Origin of the sequence: Arachidicoccus sp. (assembly GCF_050436765.1) — a bacterium.
GTDB lineage: Bacteria > Bacteroidota > Bacteroidia > Chitinophagales > Chitinophagaceae > Arachidicoccus.
Genome location: NZ_JBNQGD010000050.1, coordinates 1 through 22,076 on the forward strand (window position 1 = coordinate 1; position 22,076 = coordinate 22,076).

Sequence of the window (22,076 nt, forward strand, 5' to 3'; positions counted from 1 at the left end):
GAATCAGGGAAGAAATTTTGCTACCGATGCTTCTGGAAATAACCCTCCGGCAAATATGTGGGAAAAGGGAGATTATGTAGCATTGAGAGAATTGACGCTTAGTTATGATATGACACAAAATTTATTGAGAAGAGTATTTATAAACAAGGTGAAAGCTTTAAGGTTGTATATTTCGGGAGGCAACCTTGCTTATTTCACTCCTTATAGCGGGAATTTCCCTGAGACCGGTGGTATCGATAATGGTAAATATCCGCTTCCAAGAAGACTAACTTTTGGCGCAACTGTAACATTATAGAAAACATTAACCACATTTATTTTTAAATAAAATATTCTTTAAAATGAAAAAGTATAAATCATATATTTATCTCTTACTTGGAGGTGTTTTCCTTTTTACCTTTAACTCTTGTCAAAAGCAATTAAATGAGGTAATCCCACAAGATCAGATAAGTACAGCATTGGCACTTACCGATGCAAATGCAGCACAAACACTATATTCTGGTGTATACGCAAGATTCCGAGCATACAACAACACCTTCTTTGCTTTGGGTGAAATGCGTTCCGAAATATGGACTGATGGGCTTTATACCGAATCGGGTGATGGTGGTTATCAGCAATTGTATGATCAAAATATAAGTGCATTAAACGCACCTTATGGAAATTGGGCTAGTTTTTACGCTTTAATTTATCAAATAAATAATGTAATTAGCGTTTTTCCGAAAACCCCTTTGCCAGTTGCGCAGAGAACTAAAGAACTGGCAGAAATGTATGGTTTAAGAGCCTATATCTATTATACAATGTTGAAAACCTGGGGTGCAGTACCACTGGTTACACAACCGATTCAACATATTACTAATGCGGCAGAGACCTATAAACCAAGAACTTCTGCTGACTCAGTAATGTTGCAAGTTAAAAGTGATATTGAGCAATCTCTTACACTATTTAACGGAGATAATTCTTTCCCCTCAGGCAATCGTGTTACCTGGAACAGAGTAGCAACACTTACATTAAAAGGTGATGTTTATCTTTGGTCTGGAACTTTAATGGGAGGGGGTAATGCTGATCTAACTACTGCGAAAACAGCTTTACAGGAAGTCGAAAATTTGCAAGGGAATACATTAAATTTAGATGCTAATTATGCTGATATTTTTGATCCAAATAAAAAGGCAAATAACCCAGAGATAATTTTCGCGTTGAGTTACGAGCTAAATCAAGCCACACAAGGAACATTTTCGGAATTTACGGTAAATAGCATTCAGGCAACTACTTTATCTTTTGCTCAAGCTAGTTCGCCAACAGTATCTTCTGTATATCCGTATGTGGGAGGTGCAAATAGGGTTGGAATGAATCAAGCAATGATAACCAAATTAACAAGTGGACCTGCCGATCAGCGAATAGCTAATACGTTTAAAGTGATGTATTCGACTAGTGCACCTTATGACGTTCGGGGAGTAATGCTTATCAAATGGATTGGTTCAACTTCAGGAACTACTCAAGTTAGTAATAATGATTTTCCGATTTATAGATATGCTGATGTGTTATTATTAATGGCTGAAGCAAAAGCCAAATTAGGAGAAGATCCTTCTGCCGAAATAAATTTGATTAGACAGCGTGCATATGGCAATGCTTATACTCCTTACATAAGTGGAAGTGCAGATGATAATATGGAAGCCATATTGGAGGAAGAGTTGAGAGAGTTTATTGGTGAAGGTCAGCGCTGGTGGGCATTGAGACGAGCCGGTGATAAATGGGTTTATCATTATATTGATCCTCAATATTTATCTGCAGCTACAGTTAATTCTGGACACGGACCGACACTTGAATTACCTATTACAATATCTATGCTTAATAGCTATCCACTATTAACTCAAACAAAAGGTTATTAATGGGATTTTTGAAAGGTGCTGCTTACAAAGGTAAGCGGCATCTTATATTTTAAGGTAGTTTTGAGGAGCACATTTAGAAAATGCTTTATTCAAAAGTATCTATATTTAAGTTTCATTCTTTTTAGAATAATTATACAAGTATAAATGAAAATACAAAAATTACAAGGGCTTATTGCCGCTCCATTTACAGCAATGGACGAAGCGGGAAATCTTAACCTATCACTGGTTAAAGATTATTATACCTTTTTAAAACGAAATGGTATTAAAGGCGCCTTTATTAACGGATCAACTGGTGAAGGTGTTTCTCTTACGCTTGAAGAAAAAAAATTACATACGGAAGCTTGGGCTGCTGTAACTATCAATGATGACGATTTTAAGGTGATCGCCTTGGTAGGTGGTACTTGCATTGCTGATTGTATTGATCTGGCAAAACACGCGCAGGCACAAGGCTTGTTTGCAACAGCTTTTACGGCGCCATTTTATTTTAAACCAAATGTTGCTGCTTTGGCGGAAGCATGCAAAATTGTTGCGGATGCTACTCCCGGGATGCCTTTTTATTACTATCATATTCCAGTACTCACCGGCGTAAATGTGACAATGTTCGATTTATTGCAAGCCATAGATGGAAAGATCGAAAACTTTGCCGGGATCAAATATACACACGAAGATTTTATGGATTTTCTTTCTTGTTTAAGATTGGAGGGCGGGAAATATGACATGCTTTGGGGTAGAGATGAGAATATGTTATCGGCATTGATACTTGGCTCCAAAGGCGCTGTAGGCAGTACATACAATTATGCGGCGCCTTTGTATAATAATTTGATAGCCGCTTATGAGAATAACGATTTTGAATTGGCTAGAAAGTTGCAACAACAATCTATAGATATGATTCGCCTTTTGGGAAAATATGGCGGCATTGCTACTGGTAAAGCTTTTATGAAATTAATAGGTTTAGATTGTGGGGAATTTCGTCTGCCCGTAAAAAATATGAGTAAAGAACAATTTGAATTGTTTAAAAAAGATGTTGATGGAGTGAACTTTCATTCTTTCAAATCAGTTTAATAAAACTTTGTTTATGAAACCGATATTTTTTTCAACATTCATTTTATTTTTTATAATGATTTCATCTTGTACGAATTCTTCACCACACAATAAAGAAATAAATATTCAATTTGCATGGGAAGTAGCCGGACATTTGCCTGATAATTCGGATGGCTCACCATCTGTAGGTTTGGCTGGTCCGGTTACCGGAATAAGCAATAATGTTTTATTGATTGGTGGGGGCTCAAACTTTTCCGGAGGCCTGCCATGGGAAGGTGGTAAAAAGCAATTTTACAAAGATATTTTTGTGTATAAGAAGCAAAATGATTCACTTATACTCATAAAGCGAAATTTGGCGTTGCCTTACAAAGTTGCTTATAGTGCAAATTGTATCTCCGACAAAGGAGTTGTAGTCGCCGGAGGTGAAAATGAAAGAGGCGCAATTAATAAAGTTTTATTGCTTAATTGGAATGAAGCGGCTCAAAATGTTGAAATACAGCATTTGCCAAACTTGCCGCAAAATCTTTCAGCCGGCGCAATTGCGGCTGATGGCAATGAAATATATTTTGTAGGCGGCCAAAATGCAAAAGGGGTTTCCAATCAACTGTTTTCACTTGATTTGGAAGATACGAGTAAAGGATGGCAATCTTTACCTTCATTAAAAACGGCAGTTGCTTACGCTGTGTTATATGTTCAATCAAACGGGAAAAATAAATGTTTGTATTTAGTGGGTGGTAGAAAAATGAATATAGATTCTACCAGTGATTTGTATGATGATGTATATGAATTTGACTTACAGACTAAGCAGTGGTCTCAAAAGGCATCTTTGCCTTATGCTCTCTCTGCCCATACAGGCTTAGCTTTTGGAGATAGTACATTATTGGTTTTTAGCGGGGATCGGGGCGAGACTTTTCATGAGACGGAAGCGCTGCTCATGCAAATTAACAAAGAAAATGATGTAACAGAAAAACGGCATTTGTTGTTAGAGAAAAATAAATTACAGGAAAATCATCCCGGTTTTTCGCGTGAAGTTTTGGCTTACAATACGTTAAGGGATAGGTGGGAAGTTATTGATTCAATTCCTTTTGTCGGTCAGGTAACTACGACAGCTATGTTGTGGAATAATGAGGTAATTATTCCATGCGGGGAAATTAGAGCAGGTATTCGTTCTGCGAATATTATTCTTGGCAAAGTAAAATTAGAAGAACTAGTGAAAGCAAAAAAGTCAAAAAATTAAAATGCGAGTTAGGAAAATATATCCCTGGATTGTGGTGGCGCTCTTATGGGGTGTAGGACTGCTAAACTATCTCGATCGGCAGATGCTATCCACCATGCGCCCTGCAATGCAAATCGATATTGAAGAGTTAAGGTCTGCTACCAACTTTGGTTATTTAATGGGTATTTTTTTATGGATTTATGGATTAATGAGCCCTGTGGCGGGTATTGTTGCCGATAAGATAAATCGTAAATGGTTGATTGTTGGAAGTTTGCTGGTTTGGTCTGGAGTTACTTTTGGAATGGGCTATGCTACGACTTTTGATCAATTATATGTTTTGCGGGCAATTATGGGTATTAGCGAGGCTTTATATCTTCCTGCAGGTTTGGCGCTTATTGTCGATTATCACCAGAAGAAAACCAGGTCCCTTGCTGTAGGTATTCACATGACTGGTTTGTATATAGGTTCTGCTTTAGGCGGCTTTGGTGCCACAATAGCAGCAGCTTATACTTGGCATATTACTTTTCATTCTTTTGGGCTGATTGGCATTGCGTATGCATTTGTTTTGATATTTTTTTTAAAAGAGAAAAAAGAACATATAGTTTCTGAAGTGGTTGCCGAACGAAAGAAAATTCCACTTTTGCGTGGTTTAAAAACTTTATTTGCCAATCCGTCTTTTTGGGTTATTCTTTTATATTTTGCTATTCCGAGTCTTCCGGGTTGGGCGGTTAAAAATTGGTTGCCTACACTTTTTTCAAAAAGCTTACATATTACCATGTCCCAAGCCGGACCAATGGCGACTGTCACGGTTTCTGTCGCATCTTTTATTGGGGTGATCGCAGGTGGTGTACTTTCGGACAGATGGGTGATGGGAAATGTTCGAGGGAGAGTTTATACGGGTGCGATTGGGCTGGGATTAATGATACCTTCGCTTTTACTCATTGGCTTTGGCCATACTTTATTTCATGTGTTGGCGGCTGGCGTATGTTTCGGTTTCGGCTTTGGAATCTTCGATGCGAATAACATGCCGATACTTTGCCAGTTTGTTTCTTCAAAAAACCGTGCTACTGCCTATGGACTTATGAATATGGTGGGTGTTTTTTCGGGGGCGTATATAACACAGTTATTAGGCAAAACTACTGATAATGGCAGTCTTGGAACAAGCTTTGCCATGTTATCAATTGTGGTACTGATAATTTTAGTGATTCAATTGTATTTTCTTAGACCTAAGACAAATGATTTTTCAGACTAACAGTAAATATTTCAATTAATGAGAAAAGGCATATTTCTTGTCTTAATATTTTTATCTGCACAAAATATCTTTGCGAAGGCACACAAGATAAAGATTGCATGCATAGGTAATTCGGTGACTTATGGCTATACACTTCCGAATCCCGCAACTGAATCTTATCCCGCCTTATTACAAAACAAATTAGGAGATAATTATATCGTCGGTAATTTTGGTCATAGCGGTGCCACTCTGTTAAGACGCGGACATAATCCATATTACAAAACGAAAGAGTTTTTAGGCGCGATGCAAATGCGCCCGGATATAGCGATTATACATTTGGGGTTAAATGATACCGACCCACGTGATTTTCCGAATTATAGGGACGAATTTGTTCCGGATTATAATTGGCTGATTGATACACTTCGAGCAATGAATCCGAAAGTGAGAATCTATATCTGTAAGATGACCCCGATTTTTACGGGGCATCCACGTTTTATGTCTAGCACATTCGAATGGTATTGGGATTTGCAAAATCGTATTGAACAAGTCGCTGCAATCAATCATACCGCTTTGATAGATTTGTACGAGGCATTTCACGACCGACCCGATTTAATTACGGATGCACCTACATTGCATCCAAATATACAAGGTGCTGCGAAGCTCTGCGATGTAATATATAAGACTATTACAGGGAATTTTGGCGGGCTAAAAATGCCTGCTATCTTTACGAATGATATGGTTCTTCAACGCAATCAACCAATAGTTATTTGGGGTACGGCCAATGCAGGAACGAAGGTAAAGATCCTATTTCATCAGTTGACAAGAGAAACAATTGTTGCTGCAAGTGGACAGTGGAAAATTACATTTCCGAAGATGAGTGCCGATGCGACACCACAAACATTGCGCGTTGTGAATGAAAAAACAGATTTGGTGTATAAAAATATTTTGGTGGGCGATCTGTGGCTTTGCTCCGGCCAGTCAAATATGTATTTTTCGTTGGCTGAATCTGAAGAAGGGGATAGTGTCGCGAAAGTTGCTAATGAAAAGAGTAATATTCGTTTGTTTAAATACAAACCTTTTGCTGAAACGGATAATATGGTGTGGGATTCGACGGCCTTGGCTAAAGCGAATAACCTCCAATTTTTTTCTGGACAGTGGAAGTTAAATACGGAAAATGCAGCGAAAGAATTTTCTGCTGTTGGTTATATCTTTGGAAAGAAAATTGCGGAAGAAGAAAATATTCCAGTTGGATTAATTGAGGTAGCAGTAGGCGGCTCTCCTTTGATGTCTTGGGTGGGTAGACTAACTTTAGAAAGTAATCCACTCTTTGAGCCGGCATTACATAATTGGAGGAAGTCTGATTATTTAATGGGTTGGTGCAGGCAAAGAGCGGATGAAAATTTAAAAGATGCAACTTCTCCTTTTCAAAGACATTCTTATGAACCTTGTTTCAATTTTGAAGCAGCTATTGCAAATATTACAAACTTATCAATTGCCGGTGTCGTGTGGTATCAAGGTGAGAGTGATGCCGAAAATGCTGAATTATTCAAGAAATTATTCCCCGTTTTTGTAAATGATTGGCGGCAACAATGGCGGCGTAATCTGCCTTTTTATTATGTGCAGCTTTCCAGTATAGAACGTCCTTCATGGAATTATTTTAGAGAAACACAAAGGGAGTTACTGAACCAAATACCCAGTTCAGGAATGGTTGTAACCAGTGATTTGGGCGATAAAACGAATGTGCACTATAAAAATAAAATTCCGGTGGGACAACGGTTGGCGGACTTGGCGTTGCATTATAGTTATGATCGATCAGACATAGTTCCAAATGGCCCATTGGTGAAAACTTTAATCGAAAAAAATGAGCAAATCGAAATCAGTTTTTCTCAGGGTAAGGGTCTTACTACTTCTGACGGTAAAGGGCTACGCGGATTCGAATTGTTGAATGACAAAGGGTATTTCATTACGGCAAACGCAAGGATTGTAAAGGATAAAGTAATAATAGATGTTCCTGAAAATGAAAGAATAGAAAAAGTCGTTTATGGCTGGAAAACCTTTACCAGAGCAAATTTGGTAAACGCTGCGCAATTGCCGGCAAGTACTTTTATGATGGACGTGAAATAAATGATTAATCAATGAACTTAGATAATAATTACTTACAGTTGCATCTTGATTTTTATAAAAATCAATTATTAAGTGACACGATACCATTCTGGTTTCCTAAAAGTGTCGACGAAGAATATGGAGGATATCTATTCATGCGTGATGCTGATGGAGCCTTGATTGATGATGATAAAGCGGTGTGGATTCAAGGGCGTGCAATCTGGCTTTTGGCGACCTTATACAATACGGTTGCGCAGAAAGAAGAATGGCTTGAAGGCGCAAAAAGAGGTGTAGATTTTTTGCTCGAACATTGCTTTGATAAAGATGGACAAATGTTTTTTCATGTAGCTCGTGATGGAAAGCCTATTCGTAAACGTCGTTATTTTTTCTCAGAGACTTTTGCTGTAATTGCATTAGCAGCTTATGCAAAAGCAACCGGTGACGAAGGCATTGCTAATAAAGCACGCAGCATTTTTGGTAAATGTATCGCTTATGCAACGGGTGAAATAAAATTGCCTTCTAAATTTGAAGATACGCGGCCATCTAGAGGAATTGGTGTGCCAATGATTATGATGAATACGGCGCAGCAACTTCGGGAAACAATCGGTGATCCCCGTTGTGACCTGTGGATTGAAAAATGGATGAATCAAATAGAAACTTTTTTTGTTAAGGATGATATTCGTTGTGTAATGGAACAAGTATCTCTTGATGGGAGCATTATCGATCATATCGATGGAAGAACGCTGAATCCTGGTCATGCGATTGAGGGTGCTTGGTTTATTTTACATGAGGCTAAATATCGAAATAATGATAAACATTTATTAGAGCTGGGTTGCAAAATGCTCGACTATATGTGGGAACGTGGATGGGATGAGCAGTATGGAGGTATTTTATATTTCAGAGATGTATATAATAATCCTGTGCAAGAATATTGGCAAGACTTGAAGTTTTGGTGGCCACAAAATGAAGCCATCATTGCAACCTTGCTCGCCTATACAATGACGGGCGATAAGAAATATAAACGATGGCACGAGCAAATTCACAAATATGCTTATTCGCATTTTCACGATAAAGAAAACGGAGAATGGTTTGGTTACTTGCATCGTGATGGAAAAATAGCACAAACTGCGAAGGGAAATTTATTCAAAGGTCCGTTTCACCTACCTCGCCAGGAATGGTATTGCATGCAATTATTAAACGATATAATTATTTAAAATGAAATTAAAGCGATTCTTCATCTTATTTGTGCTTTGCCTGCCCATAGTTTTGTTTGCTCAAAGCAATAAAGGGATAACGGTGTTTCAGTCGGGTACAGAAGGTTATCAATCTTTTAGGATTCCGGCAATTATCAATTTACCAAACGGATCGTTATTGGCTTTCGCAGAAGGTCGGGTAAACGGAGGCGCTGATTTTGGACACGTAAATATCGTTATGAAAAAAAGCAAAGATGAGGGCCGGACCTGGAGCCGTTTGCAAATCGTTGCGACCAACAAGAAGTTACAAGCTGGTAATGCGGCACCGGTTATAGATTTGACTGATCCACATTATCCCAAAGGGCGAATATTTTTATTTTATAATACAGGTAATAAGAGCGAAGGTGAGATACGCAAAAGAAATGGCTATAGAGAGGTTTGGTACATTACGTCTATTGACAATGGAAAGACTTGGAGTGAGCCGACCAATATTACTAATCAAGTAAGTAAAATTAATCAGCCAGATATTAATCCAAATTGGCATCATAAGGAAGATTGGCGTAGCTATGCCAATACACCCGGGCACGCGATGCAGCTAAAATGCGGCGTATATAAAGGAAGGATTTATGTGGCTGCGAATCACTCTGAGGGTGGACCACAGGCTAATTTCACTGATTATGTGGCACATGGATTTTACAGCGACGACCATGGAAAAACATTTCATATTAGCGAAGACAATCCATTTCGTGGTTCTAATGAGTCTACTGCTGCGGAGCTTTCTTGCGGCCGCGTGATGATGAATAGCCGTAACCAACGCGGTGATATTTTGCAAAGAATTGTTGCGATCAGTAACAATGGCGGTTTTACTTGGGATACCGCTTATTTTGACAAACAACTGCCGGATCCGGTTTGCGAAGGTTCTCTGCTTACGTTGCGATACAAAAAACGAAATAATGTACTCGCCTTTTGTAACGATGCGAGTACTAGAGGTCGTGACAGCCTTACTTTACGCATTAGTTATGACAATGGGGAAACCTGGGGGAAATCTTTTTTAATTGAGGCAAAAAATACAGCTTATTCGGATATTACTGTAGTAAATAAACACACACTGGGTATTTTATATGAAGCGAATGATTACCGAAAAATTGTTTTTAGAAAAATTAATTGGAAGAAATAAAAATATGTAATTGGTATTCTTGTGAGTAAAAAAAATATTTCTATACGTTGGATCCTTGTTGGGTCAGTATTTACGCTACTTTGGTCTTCTGCCTCGACGGCGACGAAGACTGGACTTGAAGATGCCCAGCCGTTGACCATTGCGCTCACACGTTTCTGTATTGCTGCAGTCATAATGCTAATAGTTGCGCATGGAATTTTGAAATACCCGCTACCCAAAAAGAAACAATGGTGGATGATCTCTATTTATGGATTACTAAATATTACGATTTATTTAGGGCTTTATGTATTATCCATGAAAACGGTGACGGCTGGTATCGGTGCGCTGGCGGTCGCTACCAATCCTATATTTATCGGTTTTCTTTCGGTTGTTTTTTTGAAAAAGAAATTGACGCCTTCTGTTATAATGGCACTTTTAATGGGCATTACAGGTGTTTTTATTGCCTCATACCCTTTATTGCATAATGCCGGGGTATCCCCCGGAGGCTTACTGCTAATGCTTTTAAGTATGCTTTCTTATTCAATAGCTTCTATCTATTTCAATAAAAAAGATTGGGGTGATTTGAAAATATTAACCATCAATGGTTGGCAGACGCTGATTGGGGGTATATTGTTGTTGCCCTTTATGATTTTCAATTATCACGCTAATTTGAATCATTTTACCACGAAATTTTTTGGTTCGGTAATATGGCTCGCTGTATTCGTTTCTATTTTTGCCATACAGTGTTGGCTGTGGCTCCTAAAAAGCGACCCCCTAAATGCTTCAGTTTGGCTGTTCCTTACACCTATTTTCGGCTTTGTAATAGCTGCGTTTTTTATGGGGGATCATATTTCTCTTTATACAGTTTGCGGCGTATTCATTGTAATTGTGGCACTGGTATTATCGCAGATCAGCAAAAACGCCAAAGAAATTATAGAAGAAGAATTGATGTTAAACGAATAATTTATTTAAATGAAACAAGCTATTACTAATGCGAAAATTTTCACCGGAGAGGTAATTTCAATATATAATACATTATTAATTGAAGAAGGGAGAATCATTTCCATTCAAAACGAAATTCCTCGAGACGTCGATATTATTGATTTAGGAGGGAAAAACATTTCCGCCGGATTAATAGATATTCAACTTAACGGGGGGTATCAATTCTATTTTTCGCAATTTCCCCATGAAAGTACGTTGGAAGATATGTGCCGTGCTTGCAATGATTTTGGTACTACTTATTTTTTGCCTACCTTGATATCTTCTACCACGGAAAATATTTTGAAGGCTATTGAAACCGTGGCGAGTTTTCGACAAAAATTCCCGCGCAAAGGTGTTTTGGGCATGCACCTTGAAGGACCTTTTTTCAATCCCGATAAACGCGGTGCGCATAATAAAAATATTGTGCGTAAACCTACTGACGAAGAGCTTCGACAAATAGTTCAGCTGGGCCGAGGTGTCATAAAACTGATGACCATAGCTCCTGAGATGTTTACAGATGATCAACTAACCTTTTTACAGGAAAATGATATTTTACTATCTGCAGGCCATTCCAATATGAGTTATGAGCAAGCACAATATTATTTCGATAAAGGCATCCATTTAACCACACATTTGTACAATGCGATGTCACCCTTTACTCATCGCGCGCCGGGGATGACCGGCGCCATCTTAGATAATGAAAACGTATATACTTCGTTGATTTTAGATGGTCTTCATTGTGATTATGTGGCTGCGCGTATAGCATGCCGGTTAAAAAAGGATAAATTATTTTTAATTACTGACAGCACTTTTCTTGGAAGAAGAATCCGACATTTTGAATGGGACACTTTTGATGCAACTATAAAGAATGGCACTTATCGTAATGAAGAAGGAAATCTTGCAGGTGCCGCTATTTCGATGGTGGAAGCAGTAAGGAATGCGAAAGAGAATCTGGGAATATCGTTACAGCACGCTGTCGAAATGGCCACTAGTTATGTGGGCCGCGCGATTGGAGAGGAGAAGCATATTGGTTTTATAAAGGAGGGTTATCCCGCTAGTTTTTTTGTTTTTGATGATGATTTGAAAAATTATTCAACACTTATTTTATAATATGAAAAAATTATTTTTTTGGCTTTTGTGCACCTTTATTGGTTTTGTAAATGCCCGTGCCCAGGAAATTCCTGAGAACTTAAATGATAGTATGTTTTCGACCTATTATCAGCAAAGAGTTTCACATTTTCGGACACTCCCGATTAAGGAAGGCCAAATCATCTTTCTCGGTAATAGTATAACTGATGGGGGAGAATGGAGTGAGCTGTTCGATAACGATCCAAACATCCTCAATCGCGGCATTAGTGGCGATATTACAGCTGGGGTTTTGAATCGTTTAGATGAAGTCATTCGACGTAAGCCTTCAAAAATATTTTTATTGATTGGTACCAATGATTTAGCCCATGGCATCACAGCGGATAGTATCGAAAGGAATATATTTTTAATTGCGCAAATCGTTCATAAGAATTCACCGCGGACAGAACTTTATATTCAAAGCGTTACTCCTGTCAATAATTATTACAAAAAATTTGGGGATCATACCGGAAATGGCCCGATTATCGCCCAGATAAATGACGTACTGAAAAGCAATTCGACAAAATATCAATACACTTATATTGATATTCATTCTTTATTCGCTAATGCAGAAGATAAATTTAATATTCATCTTACCAATGACGGCTTGCATTTAAAGGGCGATGCCTATGAAATGTGGAAGCGGAAAATTTACCCTTATGTATATGACTTACAGGTCAAACCTGCATTGCTACCATTTCCGCAAAAAGTAGTTTGGAAAGATGATTTTTTCCCTTTGTATAAATGTACATCTATCCTTATTGCGGATGATTCCTTAAAAAGTGTAGCGGTTGATTTGCAAAGAATAATCGCAAAAAATGGTTATGCAGTTTCTATTCAAAAGACAAAAACGAATGCGCCCGCTATTGTTATAAAGATGGGAAAAGTAAGTGCAGGGAGGCTCGGAAGGGAAGCGTATAAATTGGCTGTTGATAATAGGCAAATCATTTTAACGGCCAATACTTTACATGGTTTATTCAATGGGGTTCAAACTTTGCGTCAATTGATGCGCGATAAATCAATTGTAGAGGGATGTGCAATACGTGATTGGCCTTCCTTTGCATGGCGCGGGTATATGGTGGACGTTGGGCGGAATTACCAATCAATGGACTTGTTGAAGCAACAAATTGACGTGATGGCATCCTTAAAGATGAATATTTTTCATTTTCATTTAACTGAGGACGTTGCTTGGCGTTTGCAGGTTAAAGGATTTCCGCAATTGACGGAAGCAAAAAATATGACGCGTAATCAAGGAATGTTTTATTCCGAACAGCAAGTAAAAGAATTAATCGATTATTGTAAGAAACGTTTTATTACGCTCATTGCTGAGATAGATATGCCCGGGCATAGTGCTGCTTTCAAAAGGGCGATGGGATTTGACATGCAGAGCGATTCTGGTCTATATGTTATGAAAAAAATAGTGCGGCAAATATGTGATACTTACAACGTGCCTTATTTGCATATTGGAGCTGATGAAGTAAAAATTTCCAATAAGAGCTTTCTGCCGGAGATAATTTCTTTAATAGAAAGTAGAGGCAAAAAGGTAGTAGGTTGGGATCCGGGCGGCGAATTTACCCCGACAGTAATCCGCCAGCGTTGGCAATCTGTTGCAAATAAAACCGTTGCTAAGAGTCCATTTCTGCAAATAGATTCACGTAACTTATATATCAATCATATGGATGCGGAGGAAAGCGTAGTTTCTATTTTTAACCATAAGATTTGTGATACGACTGTTGGGGATAATAATAATTTAGGCGGTACAGTTTGTTTGTGGAACGACAGAAGGTTAAATACAGGTATGGATAATCTCCTACAGAACCCAGTATATCCGGCGATGCTTGCATTTGCGGAGAGAACTTGGCGTGGCGGTGGGTATTGCAGCGACAATCAAGTCTATTTAAGCGACGCGGCTTCCGTTGAATTCAAGGACTTTACTGCTTTTGAAAATCGACTGATTGATATTAAAAAGGAATTCTTTTCTACTTTGTCTTTCCCATATGTCCGGCAGTCTAACATTCATTGGCAGTTGATTGGACCTTACGATAATCGAGGAGATTTGTCTACGTCCTTTGTGCCTGAAAAGAAGAGCTTTAACTTTGAAGATGCCGATAATTCAGTGACTGTAAATGGTGCTACAATTATCTTACGTCACTTTTGGAATCCTGCGGTAAAAGGCATATTGAGTCATCCGAAAGAGAATACGACGTATTATGCCTATGCAAAGTATTGGAGTAATGTCGATACTTCAGCATTTATGTGGATTGGGTTTAGAGATTTCTCGCGTTCCACTGCGACCGCTACACCAAAAGAAAATACTTGGAATGGTTTGCAAAGTGAGATATGGTTAAATGATAAAATTGTTACGCCGCCTCATTGGCAAAGAGCTGGACAACAGGGTAATTCGGAAATCCCCTATGTAGATGAGAACTATTATTTTCGCAAGCCGACAGTTGTTCATTTGCAAAAAGGATGGAATAAAATCTTGCTAAAAATGCCAATTGGCAAGTTTGAATCCGGTATTTGGTATGCGCCTTTTAAATGGATGTTTACAGCAGTTTTTGTACAACCGGAACAAGGAAGTAAAAATATGCAGGTCAGTAACATGAGGATTCATTAACATGGCGTACCAAATGATGCAATCCTTAATAATGCTTATTCACCAAACCCTTTAAATATTCGGTGGTAATTTCATTGCCGGTAATAGCTGATAGGCCGTCCAGGCTTTTTAGCTTTATTGCCACGTCTCTCATTGATTGTATGGCAATTTTTAAAAAAGAGGGCCCTAAGCTAACCCTCGCCACGCCAATATCTTTGAGGGTCTTCAACTCGGGAATACCCGGAATGGTTAATACATTGATAGGCATCTGTAGCTCTTCGACGGTTTTTTGAATGTCTTGTTCTTGGCGTATTAGGATGGGATAAAAGCAGTCGGCGCCTGCATTTTTGTATGCCAGCCCTCTTTTAATTGTTTCTTTCAATTTAGATGCTGGCGTTTCAAACTCATCTCCATGAATATACACATCTGCCCGAGCATTTACAAATAAAGAAATGCCCATTTGTTCTGAAACTTCTTTTATAATACGAATTTTGTTGCATTGCATTTCGATGGGAATTAGCTCATTCGTTTCTTTGTCAGAGTCTTCTATATTTATTCCGACTATGCCTGTAGCAATGAGTTGTGCAATATTCTTTTGAAGTTGTCTTTCATTTGATGCATAACCACTTTCAATATCCGCCGATACAGGAATATTTACACTATTTACGATCTTAGTTAAGAGTGTTAGAAAATAGTTGAAGGGAGTATGTTCACCGTCATTAAGACCATTTGTAAATGCGATAGATGCGCTTGCAGTTGCAATGGCGGGATATTGCAAGCTCTCTAACAATAGGGCTCCTAATGAATCCCAGATATTGGGGAATAGGAGCATTTTTCCTGAATGATGAAGTTCACGAAATTGCTTTGCCTTGGTTTGTTGATGATCAATATTTGTCATTTTTAGTTTCTATTTTTAGAATCGATAAGATAGAACGACAGGAGTTCTGGTAGCATAACGCATGTCATAGTTATGCAACACAAAAATAGTTGAAATAGGTTTAAGGGTTTGGTAAATACTTCCTTTCTTCGAAGAAGGAGCGCCGCATTAATTGCCTGCGAATTTTGAGGGCCTTTCACCTGAAATGATCATTATGAATCAAAACAACGCTATAGTTATTTGGCGGACGTAGAAAGTATGCAACCGAAAGTCATTGAATAAACGCCACACTTTTGGTTGGGAAAGGTTTTTTATATTAATAATAACGGTTTGTTAAATAAAAAAATTTATTATTTTCCGTCTGTAGGGCTCGTACCACAAAACCATATGCAGCGACCAAAATATTTCATTTACCTAACAATTGTTTTATTATCTTTAGAAAAGAAATAAATCAATTGTATGAATATCACCTTTCACGGCGCAGCGCGCACAGTTACGGGATCAAAACATCTAATTAAATTAAAAAATGGTAAGCAAATATTACTGGATTGCGGGCTTTTTCAGGGCATGGGCCGAGAAACCGAAGACCTCAATGAAGATCTGGGTTTTGTCGCAGCAGAGGTAACCTATATGTTTCTTTCCCATGCGCATATTGATCATACCGGTTTAATTCCCAAATTAGTTAAAGAAGGATTCAGTGGAGAAATTTATTGTACAAAAGGTACCAAAGATTTGACCGAAATTTTACTGGAAGACTCTGCCAGAATACAGGTGGACGATGTAAAATATTTTAATAAAAGAAGAGCCAAGCAGCATCTCCCTCCTGTTGAACCTTTATATGGTCCACAAGATGCACAGAATGCTATTCCCAGACTTACGGCAGTGGAATATGATAAGTGGATAATAATAGATGACGATATTCAGGTAATGTATGCCGACGCCGGCCATATCATTGGCAGCGCCTCAGTGCATGTTCGAATAAAAGAGGACGGCAAAACGCAACAAATTTCTTTTAGTGGAGATGTAGGACGGTATCGCGATATTATTTTAAAATCACCAGAAACATTTCCGCAAGCCGATTATATAATTATTGAAAGTACTTATGGGGATAGTTTACATGAAGATGTATTTAACACGCCCGATCAATTATTGGAATTTGTAAATAAAACTTGTGTAGAAAAAAAAGGTAAATTAATTATTCCGGCTTTTAGTGTAGGGCGAACCCAGGAATTGTTATATTTCTTAAATGAATTAAGTAATGATGGGAGGCTTCCCAAGATACCGGTATATGTAGATAGTCCATTGAGCAGGGAGGCAACGGGTGTTACAAAGAGGCATCCAGAAGGTTTCAATAATCGCATTCAGAAATTGATGCAGGTAGATAAAGATCCGTTTGATTTTCCGGGAATGAATTTTATTAAAAGTGTAGATGAGAGCAAAGCCTTAAATGATAATCCTAATCCGATGATCATTATTTCTGCAAGTGGCATGGCCGATGCCGGTCGCGTGCAACACCACATACTTAATAATATTTCTGATAAGCGCAATACGATCTTGATTGTGGGGTACTGTGAGCCCCATTCATTAGGCGGTAAGTTGATGCGCGGTGCAAAAACTGTCCGTATTTATGGAGATGATTATGAGGTAATGGCCAGTGTAGGTGTAATGCGCAGCATGAGTGCACATGGAGACTATGATGACCTTTGTCAATTCTTATCCTGTCAAAATCCTGATGCCATCAAAATGTTATTTATTGTTCATGGGGAATATGATGTACAGCAGGAGTTTCAGCGTAGACTGTTGAAGAAAGGCTTTAAGGATGTACAAATACCCGCTATGCATCAAACGTTTAATTTGATATAAGATTTACAGAAAAAAAGCTAAGTGTAATTTTGTGCACTTAGCTTTCCCCCTTGCCACAATTGGCGGAAGATTTTGATATAAGGTTTCTGCTTATAATTTCTTTCTACCAAAGATCAGACTAAGTAAAAATAGAATGATGAAAATGGTGAAAATGATTTTTGCGATTCCTGCCGCTGCTACCATTAATCCCGTAAAACCTAAGACGGCTGCAATGAGCGCAATAACCAGAAAGATAATTGTCCAACGTAACATAGTTTAAATTTTAGGTGAATAATTATAATTACAAAGGCATTTGTGACACGCTTTTAAATAAATTATCTTTTTTTCTTTTTAAACAATTTGCGAATATCCGGCTTAATACCGAAGCAAATAGGAACTGAATTGAATGGCCGTCCTTGAATGGTATTAAGCCCATGCATAAAACTAGTTTCAAGAAACAAACAGACATCTCCTAAATTATATTCGCCTCCAATACCCATTTCCAAGATTGGCATCGTAATGCTTCTATTGTGTAGAGTAGCTGTGGATGCATCTTTTTCAACTTTAATATGCGGATTTAAAATAAATCCAGCGCCGCCTCCCGCATATCCATAAAAGGCCCATATTTTGTTCATACTTTTCCGATAACCGACTGCCATATTCAATAAATAAGTCGTGGCTCTGCTTTTGTTAACTAGGAAACCACCGCCATCCACAGAAGGTACCTGTTGAAAAAAGGAATAGGCATGAAAGTCTAACTGTGGATATAAAAAGAATCCTTGTTTACCTACATCAATATTTAGACCAAGAGTTGTAGAAAATTTAGGTTTAAAATAATCATTTGTTTCCCCTACTGGGAATGCAAATCCTATACCACTCATTGTATATAATTTTCCACCTTTATTTTGACTATATACCTTTGTATTACTCAAAAGAATAAAAAGGGTAAAAATGCAAATATGTAAAAGATATCTCTTCATTAATTTGATGGGCTGAACAACTAATTTACTTAGTTGCTATTTTTAAAAAGGCCTTGCCTAAAAATTTAATTATGTCCCCGGCAATTAAAGACTCCTGCGATTTTTTTTTGGCAGCAATATCTCCGGACAAGCCATGAAGATAAACACCCAGTAGAGCCGCATCTTTGGGCGCATAACTCTGTGCAAGCAGCCCCGTAATAATACCCGTAAGCACATCTCCGCTTCCCGGTGTAGCCATGCCGGCATTTCCATTAAGATTAAAGTAGCATTCTCCCGTCGGCGTACAAATTGCTGTGTGATGGCCTTTTAAAACAATATATATGGAATACTCTTTGGCTTTTGCCATGGCGAGTTCACTGCGTTCAATTGAGTCTTTAGTAGAGCCAAATAGTCTTTCGAATTCTTTGGGATGCGGTGTGATAATTGAACCTTTTGGTATAAATGGCAGTAATTTCTCCTTATTCTTAGAAATAATATTGAGCCCATCTGCATCTATAACCACGGAACAAATATTGTTCTTTAAGAAAGATTCGAGCGCAATACGGGAAGGTAATTCCATTCCGAGACCTGGTCCAATACCCATTACAACACCATTCATTAATTCAATGCTATCGACAATATTTTCGCCAACATTCATAAACATTGCTTCAGGAACAGAAGTTTGAACAGCGCTATAGCCACAATCTGGGGCTTGCACAAAAACTTTACCAGCACCTGCCCGCAATGCTGCTTTTGCGCTCAGGATAATTGCGCCAATTTTGCCGTAGCTGCCGCCTACTATAACAGCTGTGCCAAAAGTACCTTTATGACTAAAAGGCTTTCGAGGCCTGTATTTTGAAGAAACAATGTTTTTATCTAAAGCGAAAAAAGATGTCTCGTTTTTTAAACAGAATTCCTCGCTCAATCCAATATCCAAGATATGAATGATTCCCGTATACTTGGCTGCTTCGTGGAAAAAAAAACTTCGTTTATAGGATTGAAATGACAAAGTACAATCTGCAAAAAAGCAGGTATCGTTACTGCCTTGCAATTTATCTGTGAACAATCCTGAAGGTATATCAATTGCAATCTTTTTGTTGGGCAATGAATTTATTTGCGCTACAACCTTTTGTGTGAGACCATCCAATGGGCGATTCAATCCCGTACCAAATATAGCATCAATCAGAATCGCCTTTGGGGGTATCCTATTAATATCTAAATGCTCATCCACAACAAAAATGGTTTCGGGGAAAGCCGTTTTTAACCGTTCTACATTTTGCGTGGTATCAATGGATAATGGAGGATTCGGCAATAAAAACGCCTGCGCAGGAAAGCCTGCTTCCAAAAGCAATCTTGTTATTGCTAAGCCATCACCACCATTATTGCCTCCTCCACAAAAAATATAAAAGTGCTCTTCTTTCTGAAAACGCGCCTTTAACCAACTAACGCAAGCAATAGCAGCATTTTCCATTAATTCTAACGAGCTAATTCCGAGCTCATTTATGGTTGCGATATCCCATTGCTTTATTTGTGAAGAAGAAAATATTTTCATATGTATTATTAAAAAATCTAAAACAAGAATACTGCCAGTTATATCTATTTTTCAAAAACTTCTTTCAAGAAAATGAGCATATATTGCCATGATCGCTCATCGGCCTTTTTATTATAGGCCGCACCTTTACTATTATCATTACCTGCAGCAGGGTCTGTAAAGGCATGTACGGCATTCCCAAAATATACCATCTGCCAATCGGCCTTACCATCACGCATTTCTTTTTGAAAACGGCGGATGGCTTCCTGCGTTTGAAATGGATCATCAGCGCCGTGTAAAATCAACAGTTTGGGGACAATATGCGGATTATTTTCTCGCAGCGAATCTTTGTACAGCCCCCCATGAAAGGAAACAATGCCCTTCACCGGCATATTCGCACGCGCCGCCTCAATAGCGCCGGTGCCACCGAAGCAATAGCCGATTACAACAATCTTATTTGGATCTGCACCTTGCTTGATTATTTCATTAATAGCAGCTTTGATTCGTGTGTGGTAAATTTGATAATTCGTTTCATAATAGCCCGCCAATTTACCTGCTTCTTTGGTATTTTTTGGTTTCACACCTTCCCCATAGATATCGGCAGCAAGTGCGTTGTAGCCCAATTTACTTAGTCTCTCTACCGTGTTTTTTTCATGGGCGGATATTCCCATCCAGGCATGAATGACTACTATACCGGGGGCCTTTTTTGCATGGTTGGCAGGAGCTAAAAAGTAACCCTCCAATTTTGTATTACCGTCTTGGTATTTCAGGGCATGTACATTATTTTGACTGCAAGCGGATACAGTAAAAAATAAGAGCGATAAACCCAACAAGGGAGTGAATATCGTTTTCATAGTAAAAATTTATTACTACGAATTTACAGCTAATTTAATTGAGAAATAAAATTTGAATATATTCTAACACCGGCCAAATCGGGCTATCATTATCACCATAATCAAATTCTATCCCGTTAATCCGACATACACGCCAATCTCTTGATTTCTATTAAGATATTCAATCAATTCTTCATTCATAATAACGCCTTTATCCAACGTATATAAACTCACCAACATTTCTTCTTCCATGTCTATCACCTTAAACTTCAAGGTAGTAGTGCCAGGGTTTTTCTTCATGTTTTCGCGGAAAAAATTTACGCGATTTTCGTTGATAGATTTTAATGGCAGTTCAAGCTCTAAAGACTTGGTGCAAGATGTCTTAAGCGTTTCCAGCAAAAGAATAGAAGTTACTTTAAAATCAAATGATTCACCATTGAAACGTTTGATGAAAAAGCCATTTACAACGACAGATAAACCTTTGTCGATATAACTTTTATACTTTACATAATCATCTCGCCACAAAGCAATCTCCGTTTTTCCACTAAAGTCTTCTATTGTTAAAATGCCAAATTCTCTTCCAGTCTTCGTTAATCGATGTGCCGCTTCTGTTACCAGGCCGGCGAGTCGATAAACAATTGATGTATTGGGCTGTGTTTCCATATTATCTTTCACTTCATTGAAAGTGCTTAGCGGCACTATGCCATAGTGCTCCATCTCAAACTTATAATTATCCAAAGGATGTCCACTTATATATATACCCGTAACTTCTTTTTCAAAATTCAATTTTTCAATCAAGCTCCAAACCTCAGAAGGCAATATTTTTGGCGTAGCCACTTCGGGCATACCCATATCACCAAATAAGCTATTGGCGGTACTTTGAGCACCCGTTTGATAAACATTGCCAAACTTCACTATGCGTTCCAAATTATTGACCGTTTCTCCGGGTTGTATGGCAAAAAACTGCGCGCGATGCATAGCATCAAAACAATCAAAAGCGCCTGCGTAAACCAAACTTTCCAGAGACTTTTTATTTACCGTCCGTTGATTTACTCTTTTGATGAAATCAAAAATATCTGTATATACACCCCCTTTTTCTCTTTCTTCCAAGATACTGTCAATCGCCGCATCTCCAACTCCTTTAACGCCACCAAAACCAAAACGAATCTCTCCTTTTTTATTTGGGGCAAAACCTTTTTGCGATTCATTAATATCACAACCTAATACAGTGATCCCCATACGTTTACATTCTTCCATGTAGAACGTAATTTTATCAATGGCGCCGGCGTGATTCAATACCGCCGCCATATATTCACTTGGGTAATGGGCTTTTAAATAAGCGGTTTGATAAGCAACTAAAGCATAACAGGTAGAGTGCGATTTATTAAAAGCGTATTGTGCAAAAGCCTCCCAGTCGGTCCATATCTTTTCCAGTGTATCTGCCGGATGACCTTTGGCAGTAGCGCCTTTCATAAACTGTGCTTTCATTTTATCCAGCACAGACTTTTG

Annotated in this window: 18 protein-coding genes; 12 read left to right on the top strand and 6 right to left on the bottom strand. The window is 38.3% G+C overall.

Features of this window, described 5'->3' with window-relative positions:
• The 11 genes from ACQR30_RS01875 to ACQR30_RS01925 all read left to right on the top strand — a co-directional run.
• Window positions 1–295, top strand: a 295-nt coding sequence (locus ACQR30_RS01875) for a hypothetical protein (RefSeq protein ID WP_429730454.1), incomplete at its 5' end; no start/stop codon positions are given.
• 43 nt (window positions 296–338) lie between these two features.
• Window positions 339–1,883: a RagB/SusD family nutrient uptake outer membrane protein gene (locus tag ACQR30_RS01880; protein ID WP_429730458.1), complete on the top strand. Its 1,545-nt coding sequence runs from the start codon at window positions 339–341 to the stop codon at window positions 1,881–1,883.
• Window positions 1,884–2,027: 144 nt separating this feature from the next.
• Complete coding sequence (locus ACQR30_RS01885) at window positions 2,028–2,945, top strand: dihydrodipicolinate synthase family protein (RefSeq protein ID WP_429730461.1); 918 nt, start codon at window positions 2,028–2,030, stop codon at window positions 2,943–2,945.
• Between the two features lie 13 nt (window positions 2,946–2,958).
• Entirely contained in the window at window positions 2,959–4,161 is a 1,203-nt protein-coding gene (locus ACQR30_RS01890) for a Kelch repeat-containing protein (protein ID WP_429730464.1), read from the top strand.
• A gap of 1 nt (window position 4,162) precedes the next feature.
• Window positions 4,163–5,392 (top strand): MFS transporter, encoded by a 1,230-nt coding sequence (locus tag ACQR30_RS01895; protein ID WP_429730466.1) that lies wholly within the window; start codon window positions 4,163–4,165, stop codon window positions 5,390–5,392.
• Window positions 5,393–5,410: 18 nt separating this feature from the next.
• A complete protein-coding gene (locus ACQR30_RS01900) occupies window positions 5,411–7,495 on the top strand; it encodes a GDSL-type esterase/lipase family protein (protein WP_429730469.1) in 2,085 nt (694 codons plus the stop codon).
• Between the two features lie 11 nt (window positions 7,496–7,506).
• Window positions 7,507–8,688: an AGE family epimerase/isomerase gene (locus ACQR30_RS01905; RefSeq protein ID WP_429730472.1), complete on the top strand. Its 1,182-nt coding sequence runs from the start codon at window positions 7,507–7,509 to the stop codon at window positions 8,686–8,688.
• 1 nt (window position 8,689) lies between these two features.
• On the top strand, window positions 8,690–9,844 hold the full coding sequence (locus ACQR30_RS01910) for a sialidase family protein (RefSeq protein ID WP_429730475.1): 1,155 nt from the start codon (window positions 8,690–8,692) through the stop codon (window positions 9,842–9,844).
• Window positions 9,845–9,865: 21 nt separating this feature from the next.
• Window positions 9,866–10,786, top strand: coding sequence for a DMT family transporter (locus ACQR30_RS01915; protein WP_429730478.1), 921 nt, complete (start codon window positions 9,866–9,868; stop codon window positions 10,784–10,786).
• Between the two features lie 9 nt (window positions 10,787–10,795).
• A complete protein-coding gene (gene nagA, locus ACQR30_RS01920; RefSeq protein WP_429730481.1) occupies window positions 10,796–11,914 on the top strand; it encodes an N-acetylglucosamine-6-phosphate deacetylase in 1,119 nt (372 codons plus the stop codon).
• A gap of 1 nt (window position 11,915) precedes the next feature.
• Window positions 11,916–14,546, top strand: coding sequence for a family 20 glycosylhydrolase (locus ACQR30_RS01925; RefSeq protein WP_429730484.1), 2,631 nt, complete (start codon window positions 11,916–11,918; stop codon window positions 14,544–14,546).
• A gap of 25 nt (window positions 14,547–14,571) precedes the next feature.
• Here ACQR30_RS01925 and ACQR30_RS01930 read toward each other — a convergent pair whose 3' ends face one another.
• Window positions 14,572–15,423 (bottom strand): isocitrate lyase/PEP mutase family protein, encoded by an 852-nt coding sequence (locus ACQR30_RS01930; protein WP_429730487.1) that lies wholly within the window; start codon window positions 15,421–15,423, stop codon window positions 14,572–14,574.
• A gap of 438 nt (window positions 15,424–15,861) precedes the next feature.
• Between ACQR30_RS01930 and ACQR30_RS01935 the strand changes: the two genes are divergently transcribed.
• Complete coding sequence (locus tag ACQR30_RS01935) at window positions 15,862–17,265, top strand: MBL fold metallo-hydrolase RNA specificity domain-containing protein (RefSeq protein ID WP_429730489.1); 1,404 nt, start codon at window positions 15,862–15,864, stop codon at window positions 17,263–17,265.
• 90 nt (window positions 17,266–17,355) lie between these two features.
• On the opposite strand, the gene ACQR30_RS01940 is transcribed toward ACQR30_RS01935, so the two are convergent.
• The 5 genes from ACQR30_RS01940 to ACQR30_RS01960 all read right to left on the bottom strand — a co-directional run.
• Window positions 17,356–17,517 (bottom strand): DUF1328 domain-containing protein, encoded by a 162-nt coding sequence (locus ACQR30_RS01940; protein ID WP_429730492.1) that lies wholly within the window; start codon window positions 17,515–17,517, stop codon window positions 17,356–17,358.
• Window positions 17,518–17,579: 62 nt separating this feature from the next.
• Complete coding sequence (locus ACQR30_RS01945) at window positions 17,580–18,125, bottom strand: hypothetical protein (RefSeq protein WP_429730495.1); 546 nt, start codon at window positions 18,123–18,125, stop codon at window positions 17,580–17,582.
• Window positions 18,126–18,249: 124 nt separating this feature from the next.
• Window positions 18,250–19,755 (bottom strand): NAD(P)H-hydrate dehydratase, encoded by a 1,506-nt coding sequence (locus ACQR30_RS01950; RefSeq protein WP_429730498.1) that lies wholly within the window; start codon window positions 19,753–19,755, stop codon window positions 18,250–18,252.
• A gap of 44 nt (window positions 19,756–19,799) precedes the next feature.
• Entirely contained in the window at window positions 19,800–20,588 is a 789-nt protein-coding gene (locus ACQR30_RS01955) for a dienelactone hydrolase family protein (RefSeq protein ID WP_429730501.1), read from the bottom strand.
• Between the two features lie 108 nt (window positions 20,589–20,696).
• A partial coding sequence (locus tag ACQR30_RS01960) for an OB-fold nucleic acid binding domain-containing protein (RefSeq protein WP_429730504.1) occupies window positions 20,697–22,076 on the bottom strand: 1,380 nt, incomplete at its 5' end.